Origin of the sequence: Rhizobium sp. L43 (assembly GCF_002531725.1) — a bacterium.
GTDB lineage: Bacteria > Pseudomonadota > Alphaproteobacteria > Rhizobiales > Rhizobiaceae > Rhizobium.
Map to the genome: position 1 here is coordinate 351,166 of NZ_NWSQ01000005.1, position 17,255 is coordinate 368,420.

The 17,255-nt window shown below is 62.6% G+C and carries 15 protein-coding genes; 11 read left to right on the forward strand and 4 right to left on the reverse strand.

What is annotated here, in order from left to right:
• Nucleotides 1-148 precede the first annotated feature (148 nt).
• The 8 genes from CO667_RS08790 (at nucleotide 149) to CO667_RS08825 (ending at nucleotide 8,905) form a co-directional block, all read left to right on the forward strand.
• A complete protein-coding gene (locus CO667_RS08790; RefSeq protein ID WP_097617998.1) occupies nucleotides 149-3,133 on the forward strand; it encodes a 2-oxoglutarate dehydrogenase E1 component in 2,985 nt (994 codons plus the stop codon).
• A gap of 15 nt (nucleotides 3,134-3,148) precedes the next feature.
• On the forward strand, nucleotides 3,149-3,457 hold the full coding sequence (locus CO667_RS08795; protein WP_097617999.1) for a YciI family protein: 309 nt from the start codon (nucleotides 3,149-3,151) through the stop codon (nucleotides 3,455-3,457).
• A gap of 39 nt (nucleotides 3,458-3,496) precedes the next feature.
• Nucleotides 3,497-4,759, forward strand: coding sequence for a 2-oxoglutarate dehydrogenase complex dihydrolipoyllysine-residue succinyltransferase (gene odhB / locus CO667_RS08800; RefSeq protein WP_097618000.1), 1,263 nt, complete (start codon nucleotides 3,497-3,499; stop codon nucleotides 4,757-4,759).
• Nucleotides 4,760-4,771: 12 nt separating this feature from the next.
• Entirely contained in the window at nucleotides 4,772-5,521 is a 750-nt protein-coding gene (locus tag CO667_RS08805) for a DUF4241 domain-containing protein (protein ID WP_097618001.1), read from the forward strand.
• Entirely contained in the window at nucleotides 5,518-6,048 is a 531-nt protein-coding gene (locus CO667_RS08810) for a hypothetical protein (RefSeq protein WP_097618002.1), read from the forward strand. Before CO667_RS08805 ends, CO667_RS08810 begins: the two co-directional genes overlap by 4 nt.
• Entirely contained in the window at nucleotides 6,045-6,797 is a 753-nt protein-coding gene (locus CO667_RS08815; RefSeq protein ID WP_097618003.1) for a glucose 1-dehydrogenase, read from the forward strand. The genes CO667_RS08810 and CO667_RS08815 overlap by 4 nt, the downstream gene beginning before the upstream one ends.
• A 97-nt stretch (nucleotides 6,798-6,894) precedes the next feature.
• Nucleotides 6,895-8,301, forward strand: a complete 1,407-nt coding sequence (lpdA, locus tag CO667_RS08820; RefSeq protein ID WP_097618004.1) for a dihydrolipoyl dehydrogenase — start codon at nucleotides 6,895-6,897, stop codon at nucleotides 8,299-8,301.
• A gap of 103 nt (nucleotides 8,302-8,404) precedes the next feature.
• Complete coding sequence (locus CO667_RS08825; RefSeq protein ID WP_097618005.1) at nucleotides 8,405-8,905, forward strand: cytochrome b/b6 domain-containing protein; 501 nt, start codon at nucleotides 8,405-8,407, stop codon at nucleotides 8,903-8,905.
• Between the two features lie 12 nt (nucleotides 8,906-8,917).
• Here the strand turns inward: CO667_RS08825 and CO667_RS08830 are convergent, their stop codons facing one another.
• From CO667_RS08830 to CO667_RS08840, 3 genes are all read right to left on the reverse strand, one after another.
• Nucleotides 8,918-9,973 (reverse strand): TraB/GumN family protein, encoded by a 1,056-nt coding sequence (locus CO667_RS08830; RefSeq protein ID WP_097618006.1) that lies wholly within the window; start codon nucleotides 9,971-9,973, stop codon nucleotides 8,918-8,920.
• A 210-nt stretch (nucleotides 9,974-10,183) separates the two neighbouring features.
• Nucleotides 10,184-11,260 carry a TraB/GumN family protein gene (locus tag CO667_RS08835; protein WP_097618007.1) on the reverse strand — a complete coding sequence of 359 codons (1,077 nt, stop codon included), beginning with the start codon at nucleotides 11,258-11,260 and terminating at the stop codon, nucleotides 10,184-10,186.
• Nucleotides 11,261-11,362: 102 nt separating this feature from the next.
• Nucleotides 11,363-12,298, reverse strand: coding sequence for a tyrosine recombinase XerC (locus CO667_RS08840; RefSeq protein WP_097618008.1), 936 nt, complete (start codon nucleotides 12,296-12,298; stop codon nucleotides 11,363-11,365).
• A gap of 140 nt (nucleotides 12,299-12,438) precedes the next feature.
• Between CO667_RS08840 and CO667_RS08845 the strand changes: the two genes are divergently transcribed.
• Together CO667_RS08845 and CO667_RS08850 are read left to right on the forward strand one after the other, a co-directional pair.
• A complete protein-coding gene (locus tag CO667_RS08845) occupies nucleotides 12,439-13,389 on the forward strand; it encodes a GNAT family N-acetyltransferase (RefSeq protein WP_097618009.1) in 951 nt (316 codons plus the stop codon).
• 16 nt (nucleotides 13,390-13,405) lie between these two features.
• Complete coding sequence (locus CO667_RS08850) at nucleotides 13,406-13,870, forward strand: GNAT family N-acetyltransferase (protein WP_097618010.1); 465 nt, start codon at nucleotides 13,406-13,408, stop codon at nucleotides 13,868-13,870.
• Here CO667_RS08850 and CO667_RS08855 read toward each other — a convergent pair.
• Nucleotides 13,851-14,783, reverse strand: a complete 933-nt coding sequence (locus CO667_RS08855) for a dihydrodipicolinate synthase family protein (protein WP_097618011.1) — start codon at nucleotides 14,781-14,783, stop codon at nucleotides 13,851-13,853. The two genes, CO667_RS08850 and CO667_RS08855, sit on opposite strands and share 20 nt — an antisense overlap.
• A gap of 211 nt (nucleotides 14,784-14,994) precedes the next feature.
• Here CO667_RS08855 and CO667_RS08860 point away from each other — a divergent pair, with 211 nt between their 5' ends.
• Nucleotides 14,995-17,211: a primosomal protein N' gene (locus CO667_RS08860; RefSeq protein WP_097618012.1), complete on the forward strand. Its 2,217-nt coding sequence runs from the start codon at nucleotides 14,995-14,997 to the stop codon at nucleotides 17,209-17,211.
• The last annotated feature ends 44 nt before the right edge of the window (nucleotides 17,212-17,255 follow it).

Genomic DNA, 17,255 nt, shown 5'->3' on the forward strand with positions numbered 1-17,255 from the left:
GAACGGCATCTGCGCCTTCCGCCCGGTCTTGACGGTACGAGACGAGCAGATGCGCCGCGGACAGGCGGCAATCGGAATGCGGCAGCCGGCGATCAAGCCGGCAAATTCATCAAAGTCAGGAGGCGGGCGGAAGCGTCCGCGTAAAACCATGGCACGGCAAGAAGCCAACGAGCAATTTCAGATCACCTCGTTTCTGGATGGCGCCAATGCTGCCTATATCGAGCAGCTCCACGCCCGTTATGAAGACGATCCCAACTCGGTCGACGAGCAGTGGCGGTCCTTCTTCAAGGCGCTGGAAGAGGATCCCAGCGATGTGAAGAGGGCGGCCAAGGGCGCTTCCTGGCGCAAGAAGAACTGGCCGCTGCAGGCAAGCGGCGATCTGGTATCGGCGCTGGATGGCGACTGGGGCATCGTCGAGAAGGTCATCGAGACCAAGGTCAAGGCCAAGGCCGAAGCTCAAGGCAAGCCTGCCGACAGCACCGAGGTGTTACAGGCGACGCGCGATTCCGTGCGCGCCATCATGATGATCCGTGCCTACCGCATGCGCGGCCACCTGCATGCCAAGCTCGACCCGCTTGGCATCGCCGCTCCCGTCGACGACTATCGTGAGCTGTCGGCGGAGAATTACGGTTTCACGGCCGCCGACTACGACCGCAAGATCTTCATCGACAACGTGCTCGGCTTGGAATACGCGACCATCCCAGAGATGATCGAAATCCTCGAGCGCACCTATTGCTCGACGCTCGGCGTCGAATTCATGCATATCTCCAATCCTGAAGAGAAGGCCTGGATCCAGGAGCGCATCGAAGGACCGGACAAGGGTGTGGCCTTCACGCCGGAAGGCAAGAAGGCGATCCTTGCCAAGCTCGTCGAAGCCGAAGGCTACGAACAGTTCCTCGACGTCAAATTCAAGGGCACGAAGCGTTTCGGCCTCGACGGTGGCGAATCCCTGATCCCGGCGCTGGAACAGATCCTCAAGCGCGGCGGCCATCTCGGCCTCAAGGAAGCCGTGTTCGGCATGGCCCATCGCGGCCGCCTGAACGTGCTCTCCCAGGTCATGGGCAAGCCGCACCGGGCGATCTTCCACGAATTCAAGGGCGGCTCGGCCGCTCCCGATGAGGTCGAGGGCTCGGGTGACGTCAAGTACCATCTCGGCGCCTCCTCCGACCGCGAATTCGACGGCAACAAGATCCACGTTTCGCTGACGGCGAACCCGTCCCATCTTGAAATCGTCGATCCTGTCGTCATGGGCAAGGCCCGCGCCAAGCAGGACATGAATGCCGCGGTCTGGGACGGCGACATCATCCCGCTTTCCGAACGCGCCAAGGTTCTGCCGCTGCTGATCCATGGCGACGCGGCTTTTGCCGGCCAGGGCGTCATTGCCGAAATCCTCGGCCTTTCCGGTCTGCGCGGCCACCGCGTCGCCGGCACCATGCATGTGATCATCAACAACCAGATCGGCTTCACCACGAACCCGGCCTTCTCGCGCTCGTCGCCCTATCCGTCCGACGTCGCCAAGATGATCGAGGCGCCGATCCTGCACGTCAACGGCGACGATCCGGAAGCGGTCGTTTATGGGGCCAAGATCGCCACCGAATTCCGCATGAAGTTCCACAAGCCTGTGGTGCTCGACCTGTTCTGCTACCGCCGCTACGGCCATAACGAAGGCGATGAACCGTCCTTCACGCAGCCGAAGATGTACAAGGTGATCCGCGCCCACAAGACCGTGCTGCAGCTCTACGCGGCCCGTCTCGTCGCCGAGGGCCTGCTCACCGAAGGTGAGGTCGAGAAGATGAAGGCTGATTGGCGCCTCCACCTCGAGCAGGAGTTCGAAGCCGGCCAGCAGTACAAGCCGAATAAGGCCGACTGGCTTGATGGTGAGTGGTCGGGCCTGCGTACGGCCGACAATGCCGATGAGCAGCGCCGCGGCAAGACCGCCGTGCCGATGAAGACGCTGAAGGAGATCGGCCGCAAGCTGTCGGAGATCCCGGCGGGCTTCAATGCGCATCGCACGATCCAGCGCTTCATGGAAAACCGCGCCAATATGATCGCCACCGGCGAGGGTATCGACTGGGCGATGGCCGAAGCGCTCTCCTTCGGCGCGCTCTGCGTCGAAGGCAGCAAGATCCGTCTGTCCGGCCAGGATTGCGAACGCGGCACCTTCTCGCAGCGCCATTCCGTGCTCTACGATCAGGAAACCGAAGAACGCTACATCCCGCTTGCCAATCTCTCGCCGACGCAGGGACGCTACGAAGTCATCAATTCGATGCTTTCGGAAGAGGCCGTGCTCGGTTTCGAATACGGCTATTCGCTCGCCCGCCCGAATGCGCTGACGCTCTGGGAAGCGCAGTTCGGCGATTTCGCCAACGGCGCGCAGGTGGTCTTCGACCAGTTCATCTCGTCGGGTGAACGCAAGTGGCTGCGCATGTCGGGCCTCGTCTGCCTGCTGCCGCATGGCTATGAAGGTCAGGGTCCGGAACATTCCTCGGCCCGCCTCGAGCGTTTCCTGCAGCTTTGCGCCGAAGACAATATGCAGGTCGCCAACGTCACGACGCCGGCGAACTACTTCCACATCCTGCGCCGGCAGCTGAAGCGCGACTTCCGCAAGCCGCTGATCCTGATGACGCCGAAGTCGCTGCTGCGCCACAAGCGGGCGGTCTCGACGCTTGCCGAAATGGCCGGCGAATCCGCCTTCCATCGCCTGCTCTGGGACGATGCCGAGGTGATCAAGGACGGCCCGATCAAGCTGCAGAAGGACAACAAGATCCGCCGCGTCGTCATGTGTTCCGGCAAGGTCTATTACGATCTTCTGGAAGAGCGCGAAAAGCGCGGCATCGACGACATCTATCTCCTGCGTGTCGAACAGCTGTATCCGTTCCCGGCAAAGGCGCTGATCAACGAGCTGTCGCGCTTCCGCAATGCCGAGATGGTCTGGTGCCAGGAAGAGCCGAAGAACATGGGCGCGTGGTCGTTCATCGACCCCTTCCTCGAATGGGTGCTCGCCCATATCGACGCGAAGTACCAGCGCGTCCGCTATACCGGCCGTCCGGCCGCCGCCTCGCCGGCAACCGGCCTGATGTCCAAGCATCTGTCGCAGCTCGCCGCATTCCTCGAGGATGCATTGGGCGGCTAAAACAAGGGGGGCGCAATGGCTTATTTCTTTCTGAGACTGCTGCCGCCGCGCCCCACTTTCCCGCATGACGGGACCGGGGAGGAAATGGCGGCGATGAAACGCCATGTCGAATACTGGCATCGGCATGCCCTTGCAGGATCGGCTGTTATCGTCGGTCCGGTCTTCGAGGGTGAAGGCGCCTGGGGCATGGCGATCGTCGAAGTCGAGGATCAGGCGGCCGCACAGGCTCTTGCCGACGGCGATCCGATCATCGCTTCCGGGTTCGGTTTCCGTTTCGATATTCTGCCGATGCCCTCGATCATTTTGCGGCCGCCCGCCGTCTGAAACGCATAAACGAAAACACACGAAATCAGGATTTGAACAATGGCCACAGAAATCCGCGTTCCAACTCTCGGTGAATCCGTCAGCGAGGCAACCGTCGGCACCTGGTTCAAGAAGGTCGGCGACGCCATCAAGGCCGATGAGCCGATTCTCGAGCTTGAAACCGACAAGGTGACCATCGAAGTTCCGGCACCGGCCTCCGGCACGCTTTCGGAAATCGTCGTCGCTGCCGGCGAAACCGTCGGTCTCGGCGCGCTGCTCGGCCAGATCGCCGAAGGTGCTGCGGCTGCCGCCGCGCCGGCTGCTGCGGCACCGGCCGCCGCGCCTGCCCGGCCGGCCCCGGCTGCTCCCGCCCCGCCGGCACCGGTTGCCGCTGCGGCGGCATCGTCGGCGAGCGCCTCCGTCTCCACCATGCCGCCGGCTCCGGCGGCTTCGAAGATGCTTGCCGAAAACAACCTATCCGCCGGCCAGGTCGACGGCAGCGGCAAGCGCGGCCAGGTGCTGAAGGGCGATGTCATCGCCGCCGTCGCCAAGGGCATTTCCGCTCCGGCGGCCGCACCCGCCGCTCCTGCCGCTGCGCGTGGCCCGTCGACGGTCGAGGACGCCTCGCGCGAAGAGCGCGTGAAGATGACGCGCCTGCGCCAGACGATCGCCAAGCGCCTCAAGGATGCGCAGAATACCGCCGCCATGCTGACCACCTACAATGAGGTGGACATGAAGGCGGTCATGGATCTGCGCAACAAGTACAAGGACATTTTCGAGAAGAAGCACGGCGTCAAGCTCGGCTTCATGGGCTTCTTCACCAAGGCGGTGACGCATGCGCTGAAGGAATTGCCGGCCGTCAACGCCGAGATCGACGGCACCGACGTCATCTACAAGAACTACTGCCATGTCGGCATGGCCGTCGGCACCGACAAGGGCCTCGTCGTTCCCGTCATCCGCGACGCCGACCAGATGTCGATCGCCGAAATCGAGAAGGAGCTCGGCCGTCTTGCCAAGGCAGCCCGTGATGGCTCGCTCTCCATGGCCGACATGCAGGGCGGCACCTTCACCATCACCAATGGCGGCGTCTACGGTTCGTTGATGTCTTCGCCGATCCTGAACGCGCCGCAGTCCGGCATTCTCGGCATGCACAAGATCCAGGAGCGGCCGGTGGCGATCGGCGGCCAGGTGGTCATCCGTCCGATGATGTATCTGGCGCTGTCCTACGATCACCGCATCGTCGACGGCAAGGAAGCGGTCACCTTCCTCGTGCGCGTCAAGGAGAGCCTCGAAGATCCGGAACGTCTGGTTCTCGATCTCTAAGGAGCGTTTTCGATGCGGAACCGGATCATGCGAGCGGCGCGCCTTCTTCTTTGCGCTGCCGCCGCGCATGTCCCGGTCTCCGCGTCGGCGGCCGGCTTGGATATCGGCAAGGCAAGCAGCAATTTCGAGCTGGCGGCGCTCAGCGATGCCGAGCTTTCCGGACGGTCGATCGGCGTGATCCATATGGGCAATGTCGAGCTGACCTCCGGACGCATCGTCGCGGCCGATCCGCTCGCCCAGCCCGATCGTCCGGCGCTCGCCAGAACGGTTGCGCCGGGCGAATATCCGGTGACGCTCTACCAGGCCTTCGGGCGCATCGCGGCCGCCGGCATGCGGTTTGCCGAGGGCAAGCCGGATCATTGGGAGCTTGCGGTCCTGCCCGGGCAGGATCCGGCGACGCTGAAGGACGGCGAGATCTTCGGCTATCCCGTCGATGCCGGTCTCGGCTGCTACATGGATGCCGAGACGCTTGCTCTGATCGGTGAGCGCGAAGCGCAGGTGCAGGCGCAGAAGCCTGACGCCGACATCAATTACTACGACGATGTGCTGGCCTCTGATCTCGACGCCAACAAGGGCATCTATGCATTGCACCGGCCGGTCGCCGGCAAAAAGGGCAATGTCGCGGTGTTCTGGAGCGGCTGGGGCGACGGTTTCTATCCGGTTTTCTGGGGGCTCGCCAAAGACGGCCGTGCGCTGGTGCTGCTGACGGATTTCGGCGTGATCGAGAATGCCGACGGGCGGAGAGAGCCGACGGGACAATGAGCGCAGGGATCGGCATCATGACGGGACGGAAAGGCGTGGCTGCAATCGCGGTCGCTGCGTTTTTCGCCGTGCCTGCTGCCACATCCGGCGCCGAGTGCAAACAGGAACGGGCCGTCTACGTCGACCGCGACGGCGCCTACGAACTGCGCTTTGCGCCGTTGAATTCTCCATCCGCCGCCGCCAGCAACCAGTTCAAGGTCCGCGCGCTCAAGACGTCGGTGGTGATGGAAGGTTATGTCATGCCATCGGAAGATCCGGTGCGTGCTATCGGCATCCTGATGTTCAATTGCCCCGAAGGCGACGCCACCGGCGCCGATCTCAATGCCTGCACAGTCTGGCAGGGCGCCGTCTACGGCATGGATGCCGAGGGTGAGCTGGACAATCTGCAGCCGGAAGGCGCTGCGGCGGCCGAAAAGCTCGTGCTTCCCGGCCTTGGTCCTGCCATTCGCGAATCCAGCGCCTGGGGCGAGGGCAAGGCTTCCGTGGCGCCTTGGGATGTGCTTGTTTTCAAGGAGTGTGCGACATGAGCGATGCACCTGTTGTTCTCGTGACCGGTGGAAGCCGAGGCATCGGCGCTGCGGTCTGTCGCCTCGCCGCGCGCCAGGGCTGGCGTGTCGCGGTGAATTACGCCTCCAACCGCAAGGCCGCGGATGCCGTCGTTGCGGCGATTGCAAAAGACGGCGGCGAGGCCGTGGCGATTGAGGGCGATGTCGGCAAGGCTGCGGATATCGTCTCGATGTTTGCGGCCGTCGATCGACATTTCGGCCGACTCGACGGGCTCGTCAACAATGCCGGCGTCGTCGACTATCCGCAGCGGGTCGATGAGATGTCGGCGGAGCGGATCGAGCGCATGCTGCGCATCAATGTCACCGGCTCCATGCTCTGCGCCGCGGAGGCGATACGCCGCATGTCGAGCCGGCACGGTGGCCAGGGCGGCGCGATCGTCAACGTCTCGTCGATGGCGGCGATCCTCGGTTCGCCAACGCAGTATGTCGATTATGCCGCCTCGAAGGCGGCGGTCGATACATTCACCGTCGGGCTGGCGCGCGAGGTTGCCGCCGAGGGCATCCGCGTGAATGCGATCAGGCCCGGCATCATCGAAACCGACCTCCATGCGTCGGGCGGCTTGCCTGACCGGGCGCGCGAGATGGCGCCGTCGGTCCCGATGCAGCGCGCAGGTACGCCCGAGGAGGTGGCGGATGCGATCCTCTACCTTCTGTCACCTTCGGCCTCCTATATAACCGGCGCGATCCTCAATGTGAGCGGCGGCCGCTAGAGCGACAGGGTGAAAACAACATGCAGTATATTCTCGAATTCCTCGGCCTGATGTCGCGCGCGGCCGACCAAACCAAAAATCCAAAGGGAAAGAAGCAATGTCCTACGATGTGATCATTATCGGAACCGGCCCGGGCGGCTATGTCTGCGCCGTCAAGGCAGCCCAACTCGGCCTCAAGGTGGCCGTCATCGAAAAGCGGGCGACCTATGGCGGCACCTGCCTGAACGTCGGCTGCATTCCGTCGAAGGCGCTGCTGCATGCCTCCGAAATGTTCCATCAGGCCGGCCACGGCATGAGCGCGCTCGGCATCGACATTCCGGCGCTGACGCTCAACCTCGGCAATATGATGGCGCATAAGGATGCGACGGTGAAGGCGAATGTCGACGGGGTCGCCTTCCTCTTCAAGAAGAACAAGATCGATACCTTCCAGGGCACCGGCAAGATCGTCTCGGCCGGCAAGGTTTCCGTCACCGCCGAAGACGGCACGGTCCAGGAGATCGAGGCCAAGAACATCGTCATCGCCACCGGCTCCGACGTCGCCGGCATTCCGGGCGTCCAGGTCGAGATCGATGAAAAGACCATCATCTCGTCCACCGGCGGCATTGCCCTGGAGAAGGTGCCGGAAACGCTGATCGTCGTCGGCGGCGGCGTCATCGGTCTCGAGCTCGGCTCGGTCTGGTCGCGCCTCGGCGCCAAGGTCACCGTCGTCGAATATCTCGACACCATCCTCGGTGGCATGGACGGCGAAGTCTCCAAGCAGTTCCAGCGCATGCTTGCCAAGCAGGGCATCGATTTCAATCTCAGCGCCAAGGTTACCGGCGTCGAAAAGGGCGACAAGGGCGCCAAGGTCACGTTCGAGCCGGTCAAGGGCGGCGACAAGGTGACGCTCGACGCCGAAGTCGTGCTGATCGCCACCGGCCGCAAGCCCTATACAGCGGGTCTCGGCCTGGAAGAGGCCGGTGTGGCGCTCGACAATCGCGGCCGCGTCGAGATCGACGGCCACTTCAAGACGAATGTCGATGGCATTTATGCGATCGGTGACGTGGTAAAAGGCCCGATGCTGGCGCACAAAGCGGAAGACGAGGGCGTGGCGCTTGCCGAAATCCTCGCCGGCCAGCATGGCCATGTCAATTACGAGGTTATTCCAAGCGTCGTCTATACGCAGCCGGAAATCGCCTCGGTCGGCAAGACCGAGGAAGAGCTGAAGGCGGCAGGCGTCGCCTATAAGGTCGGCAAGTTCCCGTTCACGGCAAACGGCCGGGCGCGTGCGATGCTGGCGACCGACGGCTTCGTCAAGATCCTTGCCGACAAGGAAACCGACCGGGTGCTCGGCGGCCACATCGTCGGCTTCGGCGCCGGCGAGATGATCCACGAGATCGCCGTGCTGATGGAGTTCGGCGGTTCGTCGGAAGATCTCGGCCGCACCTGCCACGCGCATCCGACGATGTCGGAAGCGGTGAAGGAGGCGGCGCTCGCGACCTTCTTCAAGCCGATCCATATGTAATCTTACATCTTCGTAACAATGCATGCAGCCGCTTGCCGCAAGGCAGGCGGCTGTTTTATTTGTGACGCATCGCAGAGTTCGCGCATTTGACGAAAGTGAAGACATGCAGCAGCCGTCCGCCAAGGGATACAGCCTGAGCCAGCGTCTTCTTCACTGGGCGGTGGCGCTGCTGATCTTCTTCAACCTGCTGTTCCCCGACGGCATGAACATCTGGCATCGGCTGATGCGCAGAGGCCAGGTGCCGACGCCCGAGCAGGTTTCGTCGGCGAATATTCATGCCTATGTCGGCATCGCCATCCTGCTGCTTGCCGTCCTCAGGCTCGGGTTGCGTTTTACCAAGGGCGTGCCGGCCGAGGCAACCGAGGAGCCGGCGATCTTCCGCCTTGCCGCAAGGCTTGCTCATGCCGGTCTCTATATCCTGATCTTCGCGATGCCGCTTTCCGGCATCGCCGCCTATTACTTCGGCATCAATCCCGCCGGTTCGTTCCACGCGGATATCCTGAAGATCATTCTCTGGGCGCTGATCGCGGCGCATGTCGCCGGCGCCCTCGTCCATCAGTTCTATTGGAAAAGCAATGTTCTGCGCCGCATGACGCTCGGCTGACCGCTGGCTTGTTCAGTTTGCCGCGGTGACGGTAAAGCCCTGCCGGCGCAGCAGTTCAACCAAACCTTCGTCGCCGGGCAAGTGTGCCGCTCCGACGGCGATCATGGTGCGCCCTTGGTCGAGGTAGGGCTTCGCCCGTTCTGCCATGACCTTGTTTCGATCCGTGATCATGCGGTTTTCGAAAGCTTTTTCCGCAGCGAGATCTGTCGAAACGACCTCCATCAGTGCGAAGATCATGCCAATCTTTCCCTGATCGTAGAGGCCGATCATCGTCTCGGTTATGTCATCCATACCGTTCGGAAACGCCAGCAACTCCCGCAGGTTCTGAAGCATCAAGTCGTCCGGGACATCTGACAGGGCCTTGATTTGTTCGTCCGGCGTTTCCAGACCGACCAGATCGACGCCGTCATTCAGCGCTCCGAGCGCAAGAGATTCGTCTAGTACCTTGAGGCCTCCTGCTCTGCGCTTGATGTCGCAACCACGTGTCTGCAGGCTTGCGTAGATGAACCAAGGCCGCATCTTTGCCATCATGTTCATGTTGATGCCCTTTTTCTTCAAGCCGGCAGCGACTTCGCGGGTCGCGTCAGGAGGCAAGATGCGATCGAGGGTTTTGTCACCTTCAAGCATCGTCAACTCGGGATGCTTCAAGATTTCCAGCGCCAGTTTTTCCGGCTCCGCGACTTCCGCCAACTCGACAGTGAGAGTGTCGATTGCGTTGTATGCTTCGTAAAATCCCTCCGGCATATCCAATACGCGGGAATCGCTCACATGCATTGTGCCGAGCAACCAGGACGGCTCAAGGCCCGGCCTTTCGATTTTCCAGAAGATCGCATTGCCGTTCGGGATCGTCTCGGCTTTCTCAACAGCCTTCCTGAAAAGGGCGGGATCTTCCTTTGCCAGTTGGGTCAAAAGGTTCTGACCAGAGCAAGCCAGTTGGTCATCGCCCAAGGCAGGCGAAAGAGAAAATATCGTCAGTACCGCCACTGCCACAAGGCGCGCGCCGTTGGTGAACGTGAAAAGACCTTTCAAGGCCGCTCTTGAGGTGAAATCCGTATTCAGGCTGAGCATCGAAAAACTCTTTGGGAAGCAAAGGGTTGTAAATGCCGCCATGTGACGTATGCAAACTGCGGTTGTCAATCTCGGCTGGTGGTCGCCACCCCAAATTATGAGGCGGACCTCAACAGCGCCACGTCAAATCGGATTCATGCGACGCGCTTTAAGTCTTTGACTTATGCAGGTCGTTATCCCAAAATCGCTGCGCACTTTGGGCGACATGCATCAGTTTACAGCCGTCACCGTAAAGCCCTGCTTGCGCAGCAGTTCGATGACGCCGTCCTTGCCGGGCAGGTGCAGGGCGCCGACGGCCATGAAGACATTGCCGCCGTCGAGAATGGGGGCGGCGCGCTCGGCCATTACCTTGTTGCGGTCGAGGATGACGCGCTGTTCGAAGGCGGCGTAGTCGTTGCTTTCGTCCTTATTCTCAGGCGTCACGGTCTTCAACATCGGCATGGTCATGCCGATGTCGCCGGAGAGATAGAGGTCGGTCATCGTCTCCACCACATCGCTCATCTTGTCGCCGAGCTCCAGCGTCTCGATCAGCGATTTCAGATGGAATTCGATCGGCAGGTCGGCCATGGCCTGGATCTGTTCGGCGAGCGTTTCCAGCCCCTTGACCTGTTTGCCCTGAGCAACGGCGTCGGTGGCGATCTTCTGGTCGAGGAACTGCACGCCTTTCGCCTTGCGGGCGATTTCGCAGGCCGGCAGGGCGACGGCGCTCGAGATCATCCACGGCCGCATGCGCGAGACGGCACCGAGCGGGATGCCGCGCTGCTTCAAGCCGGCTTCGAGGCGCTTGTAGTCCTCGGGAGAAAGCAGCTTGTCGATCGTCGTACCGTCGGTGAACATCGTCAATTCAGGCTTTGCGAGCAGGGCCGCGGTTGCCTTGCGCTCATCGAGGATCTCGTCGGATTCGATGATGATCGTATCGGCGGCGTCGTGGGCGGCCTGGGCGCGCGGCGGCAGGGCCAGTACACGCGGATCGGTGACATGCATGCTGCCGAGCAACCACGAGGGCGCAAGTCCGGGCTTTTCGATTTTCCAGAAGATGCCCTTGCCGTTCGGCGTTGCGTCGGCTTCCTTCACCGCCTCGGCGTAGCGGGCGGGATCGTTCTGCTGCAGCTCGACCATCAGGTTGCGACCGGTGCAGGCCGCCTCTTCGGCCGCCGCCGGCCTGGCGGCCAGGAAGGCGACAAACAGCGCGGCAAGAAGCAGCATGTGAAAGGCTGCAATCAGCCAGAGCAACAGATTGGCCGGCACTGCGAGGTAAGACGTCCGGCGGCCGATTGATGTCGTCATGATGGGTGTTCCGATCACATGCTCTATAGGCTTCATGCTCTACGCCCGGCTTGCGCATATTCCTTTAAGAGGATGCGTTAACGAAAAGTTACGAACGAAAAGTTACGCGCGCGGATGCGCCCGATCATACACCTCGAGCAGTCGCGATGCATCGACGCCGGTATAGACCTGCGTTGTCGACAGGCTGGCATGGCCGAGCAGTTCCTGAATGGTGCGCAGATCGCCGCCGCCGGCAAGCAGGTGGGTGGCGAAGGAGTGGCGAAGCGCATGCGGCGTCGCCGTCTCCGGCAGGCCGAAGGCGCTGCGCAGCTTCTGCATGGCGCGCTGGATGATCGCCGCCTGCAGCTTGCCGCCGCGGGCGCCGCGAAACAGCGGCTCACCGCTTTCGAGATGATAGGGGCAGAGCGTGCGGTATTTCTCGACCGCGTCGAAAACCACCGAGAGCAGCGGCACCAGCCGCGTCTTGTTGCCCTTGCCGGTGATGCGCAGCGTTGTCGCACCCTTCTGCAGGTCTGATGGAACGAGATCCAGCGCCTCGGAGATGCGCAGGCCGCAACCGTAAAGCAGGGTCATGACAGCCGCATCGCGGGCGGCGATCCAGGGTTCGTCGTGGAGCTGGGCTTCGCCGCTGACGACGGTGATCGCCTGCGTATCCGACAGCGGCTTGGGCAGCGATTTCGGCTGCTTCGGCGAACGGATCGCGGCAGCACCGGCGGCATTGACCAGGCCCTTCTTTTCGAGATGGCGCAGCAGCGAGCGAAGGCCGGCGAGATTGCGGCCGAGCGAGCGGGCGCCGGAACCCTGCTTGCGCCGCGCCGCGAGAAAGGCGCGGAAATCGGCGGGGCGCAATTCCCTGATATCGCCAAGCGTCGCCGGTCCGGCGAGATGGCCGGTCAGAAAGGTCAGGAACTGACGGGTATCGCGTTCATAGGCATCGAGCGTATGCTCGGAAAGCCGGCGCTCGCGGGCGAGATTTTCGAGCCACGCGGCCCGCTCCGCCATCAGGTGCGGATCGGCGATTACAAGCAGTTCATTCACGTCGCTGGCCTTGATTTTGCCTTCAAGTCCGCCAATTTGAAGCAGGAACGGTTATGAAATTGCTAATGCCGGCCAAACCTTTGTCATCCCTGGATCATATTCTACTGCGATAGCTTTATACCCCACAGACAGGATCTTTCATGGCACGGCGCGATTCCATGACGGCTTTCGGACAGCTCGCGGAAGCGATCGCTCTCGTTTCACAGGGAAAGCCCGGTCATATCGTTGACACGCTGATTGCCGAACGCGGCCGGAGGATCGTCAAAAATCCGCTCTGGCCGGTCATGCGGCCGTTCCTCTACACGCTGCTGCGCTACAACAAGGCGCTCGAATTCGCCAATGCGGTCGCCAAAATGCCGGGTTTCCAGTCGTTCGAATATCTGAGCGACGTGCTGAAACTCGACATCGGCATCGTCAATGGCGAACGGATTCCGGAGACCGGCGGCTTCATCCTCGTCAGCAATCATCCCACAGGCATTGCCGACGGTGTTGCGGTGTTCGATCTCCTGAAGGCACGCCGGCCGGATATGATGTTCTTTGCCAATCGCGATGCCATCCGCGTCAATCCGCGCTTTGCCGAGATGATCATTCCCGTCGAATGGCGCGAGGAATATAAGAGCAAGCTGAAGGCGCGCGAGACGCTGCAATTGACCAACCATGCGGTGCGGGAAGGCAAGGCGACGGTGCTCTTTCCCTCGGGCCGCATCGCCTACTGGGCGAATGGCCGGCTGAACGAGCGCCCATGGAAGACCTCTGCCGTTGGGCTGGCGCGCAAATACAATCTGCCGATTCTTCCCGTCCATATGACGGCGCGCAATTCCGGCCTGTTCTACTGGCTGGCGAAATGGTCGACCGAGCTTCGCGACATGACGGTGTTTCACGAGTTGCTGAACAAACGCGGTGACCGCTTCGATTTCGTGATCGGCAACCTCATTCCGGCCGAACAGCTGGACGGTGACCTCAACGAGGTGACGAAGGCGCTGGAGAAACATACGGTGCGCGACATGGCTCACGATGGCGATGCGACCTTCACGCCGGTCAGCCAGCCGGCTGCGGCGGTGCCTCGCGAGCTACCGGTTCCTGCAATCTAAAGAGATCGGCATTGCCGTGATGATCGATGTCCGCATCATCCGCGATCGATTGCCGCGGGAGATCGCAGATCTCGAAAGCGCGGCCCGGCAAGAGGGATATCGCCATATCACCCGTCTTGTCGACGAATGGGCGGCCGGCGACACCAGGTTCGAGCGGGACGGTGAAAGATTGCTTGGCGCCTATGTCGATCAGGCGCTCGCCGGCATCGGCGGTATGACCGTCGAAGCTGCCATGTCAGGGGCGTTGCGGATGCGGCGTTTCTACATCAGTGCTGCGATGCGCAGGCGCGGCATCGGCCGGATGCTGGCCCTGGCGCTGGTCGACCATGCACGATCCCGTTGCAGCATCGTCACCGTTCATGCGGGAAACGATGGCGCGGCGAAATTCTGGGTGTCGCTCGGATTTCAGGCCAATGGGCGGGACGGATACACACATCGTCTCGACCTGCACGGGTCGAGCTTCACGCCCCAATCTCCTTGAGGCGAATGGCCTGGCGCGCCAGCAACCGCTCGATATCGGCAATATCGAGCGCCGAGAGCCTGGCGCCCGGCTTGCGCAAGGCGGCGGACCTGATCACGCCGCGCTTGGCGAGCACATATTTGCGCGAGGCAAGGCCGATGCCCTGCTGCTGTTCGTAGCGGGCGAGCGGCAGATAGGCATCGAAGATTTCATGGGCGCGATCGGGATTTCCGGCGGCATAGGCCGCGACGACGCCGACCATCATCTCCGGATAACAGAAGCCGGTCATGGCGCCATCGGCGCCGCGACCCATCTCTTCGGGCAGGAAAAGCCCACCATTGCCGCAGAGGATGGAGATGCGCCGCATGCCGCCCTTGTCGCTGGCGGCGCGAAGCGCTGATATCTTCGAAAGACCCGGCCAATCCTCGTGCTTGAGCATGACGCAATTCGGCACCTCGTTGACGATGCGCTCGATGACCTGGGGCGCGATCGATACATTGGTGGTCAGCGGATAATCCTGCAGCACAAAGGGCGTATCGCCTAGGGCCTCGCCGACCGACTGGTAGAAGGCGAAGGCCTGGTCGTCGGTCTTGACGGTCCAGGGCGGCGCAACCATGACGCCGGCAGCACCCGCCCCCATGACCGCTTCGGCAAGTTCGCGCATCGGCGCAAGTCCCGGCGCCGAGACACCGACGACGACGGGAAGACGGCCGTCCAGGCGCTTCAACACCCGTTCGACCACGATCCGTGATTCCTCGGCGGTCAGTTTCGGGGCCTCGCCGAGCTGGCCGAGCACCGTCAGGCCGGTGACGCCGGCACCCTCGTAGAAATCGACCATGCTGTCGATGCTTTCGAGATCGAGAGCGCCGTCATCGGTAAACGGGGTTGCGGCGATCACATAGACGCCCTTGGCATCTTCGGTCAGTCTGGCCATTGGGCTCTCCGCTTCAGTGGCCGAAGAACAGCGCTTCGGCAGTTCGAATAAGATCTTCCGGCAATCTATGCGGCCAATCGCTGGCCCGGCAACCATTTCGTTGGGGATACGGGCGATCTCCGCAGACCTTCGTCATCGCCATTTCGTGCTAGAGACGCCGCCTCGTCTTTGCGGTTCCAATTCCATCGATTTGCGGGCATGGTCTCGCCCGATGAGCACAGATTCGTCCGATCTCTTTGGCGCGCTTTTCGAGGCACCGCCCGCGAACCGAACGGTTCCCGTGCTGGTGCCGATGCCGGCGCCGAAACCCTATTCCTATTCGGTGCCGGATGGCATGGCGGTTGAACCCGGCTCGGTCGTGCAGGTGCCGCTCGGCCCGCGGCAGGTGATCGGCGTCGTCTGGGACGGCGGCGAGGACGGTGTCGATCCAAAGAAGCTCCGGCCGATCAGCCATGTCTTCGACTGCCCGCCACTCTCCCGGGAAATGCGCGATTTCATCGACTGGGTCGCGACCTATACGCTCTCGCCGCCCGGCCTCGTCGCCCGCATGGCGCTGCGGGCGCCGAACGCCTTCGAGCCGGAGCCGATGGTGGAGGGGCTGAAGCTCGTCGGCGGTGAACCGGAGCGGATGACGCCGGCGCGCGCCCGGGTGCTCGACACGGCCTCCGACGGCCTTTCCTGGACGCGCAGCGGCCTGGCGCATGCGGCGGGTGTCTCGACGAGCGTCGTCGACGGGCTGATCACGCTCGGCATTTTCGAGACGATATTCCTGCCACCGCCGCCTGTTGTGGCGATGCCTGATCCCAATTTTGCCGCCGCGCGCCTCGAAGGGCCGCAGAAGGCGGCGGCCGAAGAGATCGTTGCCGACGTCCGCAAGGGCGAATTTTCGGTGTCGCTGATCGACGGGGTGACCGGCTCCGGCAAGACCGAGGTTTATTTCGAGGCGATTGCCGAGACGCTGAAGCGCGGCAAGCAAGTGCTGATCCTGCTGCCGGAAATTGCGCTGACGGCAAGTTTCATGGAGCGTTTCCAGGACCGTTTCGGGGCAAAGCCGGCCGAATGGCATTCCGATCTTGCGCCGCGTATGCGCGAGAAGGTCTGGCGCCAGGCGGTGACCGGCGAGGTGCGCGTCGTGGCCGGCGCCCGCTCGGCGCTCTTCCTGCCCTTCGAGGATCTCGGTCTGATCATCGTCGATGAGGAGCACGATCCCGCCTACAAGCAGGAGGATCGCGTCTTCTACAATGCCCGCGACATGGCTGTGGTGCGCGGCCGCATCGGCGATTTTCCCGTCATTTTGGTGTCGGCGACGCCGTCGGTCGAAAGCCAGGTCAACGGGCAGAGTGGCCGCTACAGCACCGTCCATCTGCCGACGCGTTTCGGCGATGCGGCGCTGCCGGATCTGCATCTCGTCGATATGCGCCGGCATGCGCCGGAGCGCGGCGGCTTCCTGTCGCCGGTGTTGATCCGCGCGATCGGCAAGACGGTGGAGAAGCGGGAACAGGCGCTGCTCTTTCTCAACCGGCGCGGTTATGCGCCGCTGACGCTCTGCCGGGTCTGCGGCCACAGGTTCCAATGCCCGCAATGTTCGAGCTGGCTGGTGGAGCATCGCTTCCGCAAGCAGCTGCAATGCCATCAATGCGGCCATGCCGAGCGCACGCCGGAAGCGTGCCCGGAATGCGGCACGCTCGACCATCTCGTTGCCTGCGGGCCAGGCGTCGAGCGCATCGCCGAGGAGGTGGAGCGGCATTTTCCGGAGGCACGGACGATCGTTCTCTCTTCCGATATCATGGGCGGGGTGAAGCGGCTGCGGCTGGAGCTGGACGCGATCGCCAAGGGCGAGGCGGATATCGTCATCGGCACCCAGCTCGTCGCCAAGGGGCATAATTTTCCGCTGATGACGCTGGTCGGCATTGTCGATGCCGATCTTGGGCTCGCCAATGGCGACCCGCGCGCGGCCGAGCGCACCTTCCAGCTTTTGTCGCAGGTGACGGGCCGGGCCGGGCGCACCGGCCTGAAGAGCCATGGGCTGCTGCAGACTTATCAGCCGCAGCATCCTGTCATGCAGGCGATCGTATCAGGCGATTCCGACGCCTTCTATGAGCGCGAGATCACCGAACGCGAACGCGCCGTATTGCCGCCCTTCGGCCGGCTCGCCTCGATCATCGTTTCTGCCGAAACCCGCCATGACGCTGAAAACCATGCGCGCGGCATGCGCAATGCGGCACCGCAGGTGTCGGGCATTTCGGTGCTCGGCCCGGCCGAGGCGCCGCTTGCGCTGGTGCGCGGCCGCCACCGCTTCCGCCTCCTGGTGCACGGCCGGCGGAATTCTGACATGCAGGGTTTCCTGCGGGCGATGCTGTCGCAATCGCCCAAGGAGCGCGGATCGGTGCAGGTGCAGCTGGATATCGATCCGCAGAGTTTTCTCTAAAACAGAACGCCGCCATTTCCTCCTTTTCCGGCGCATGCCATAAA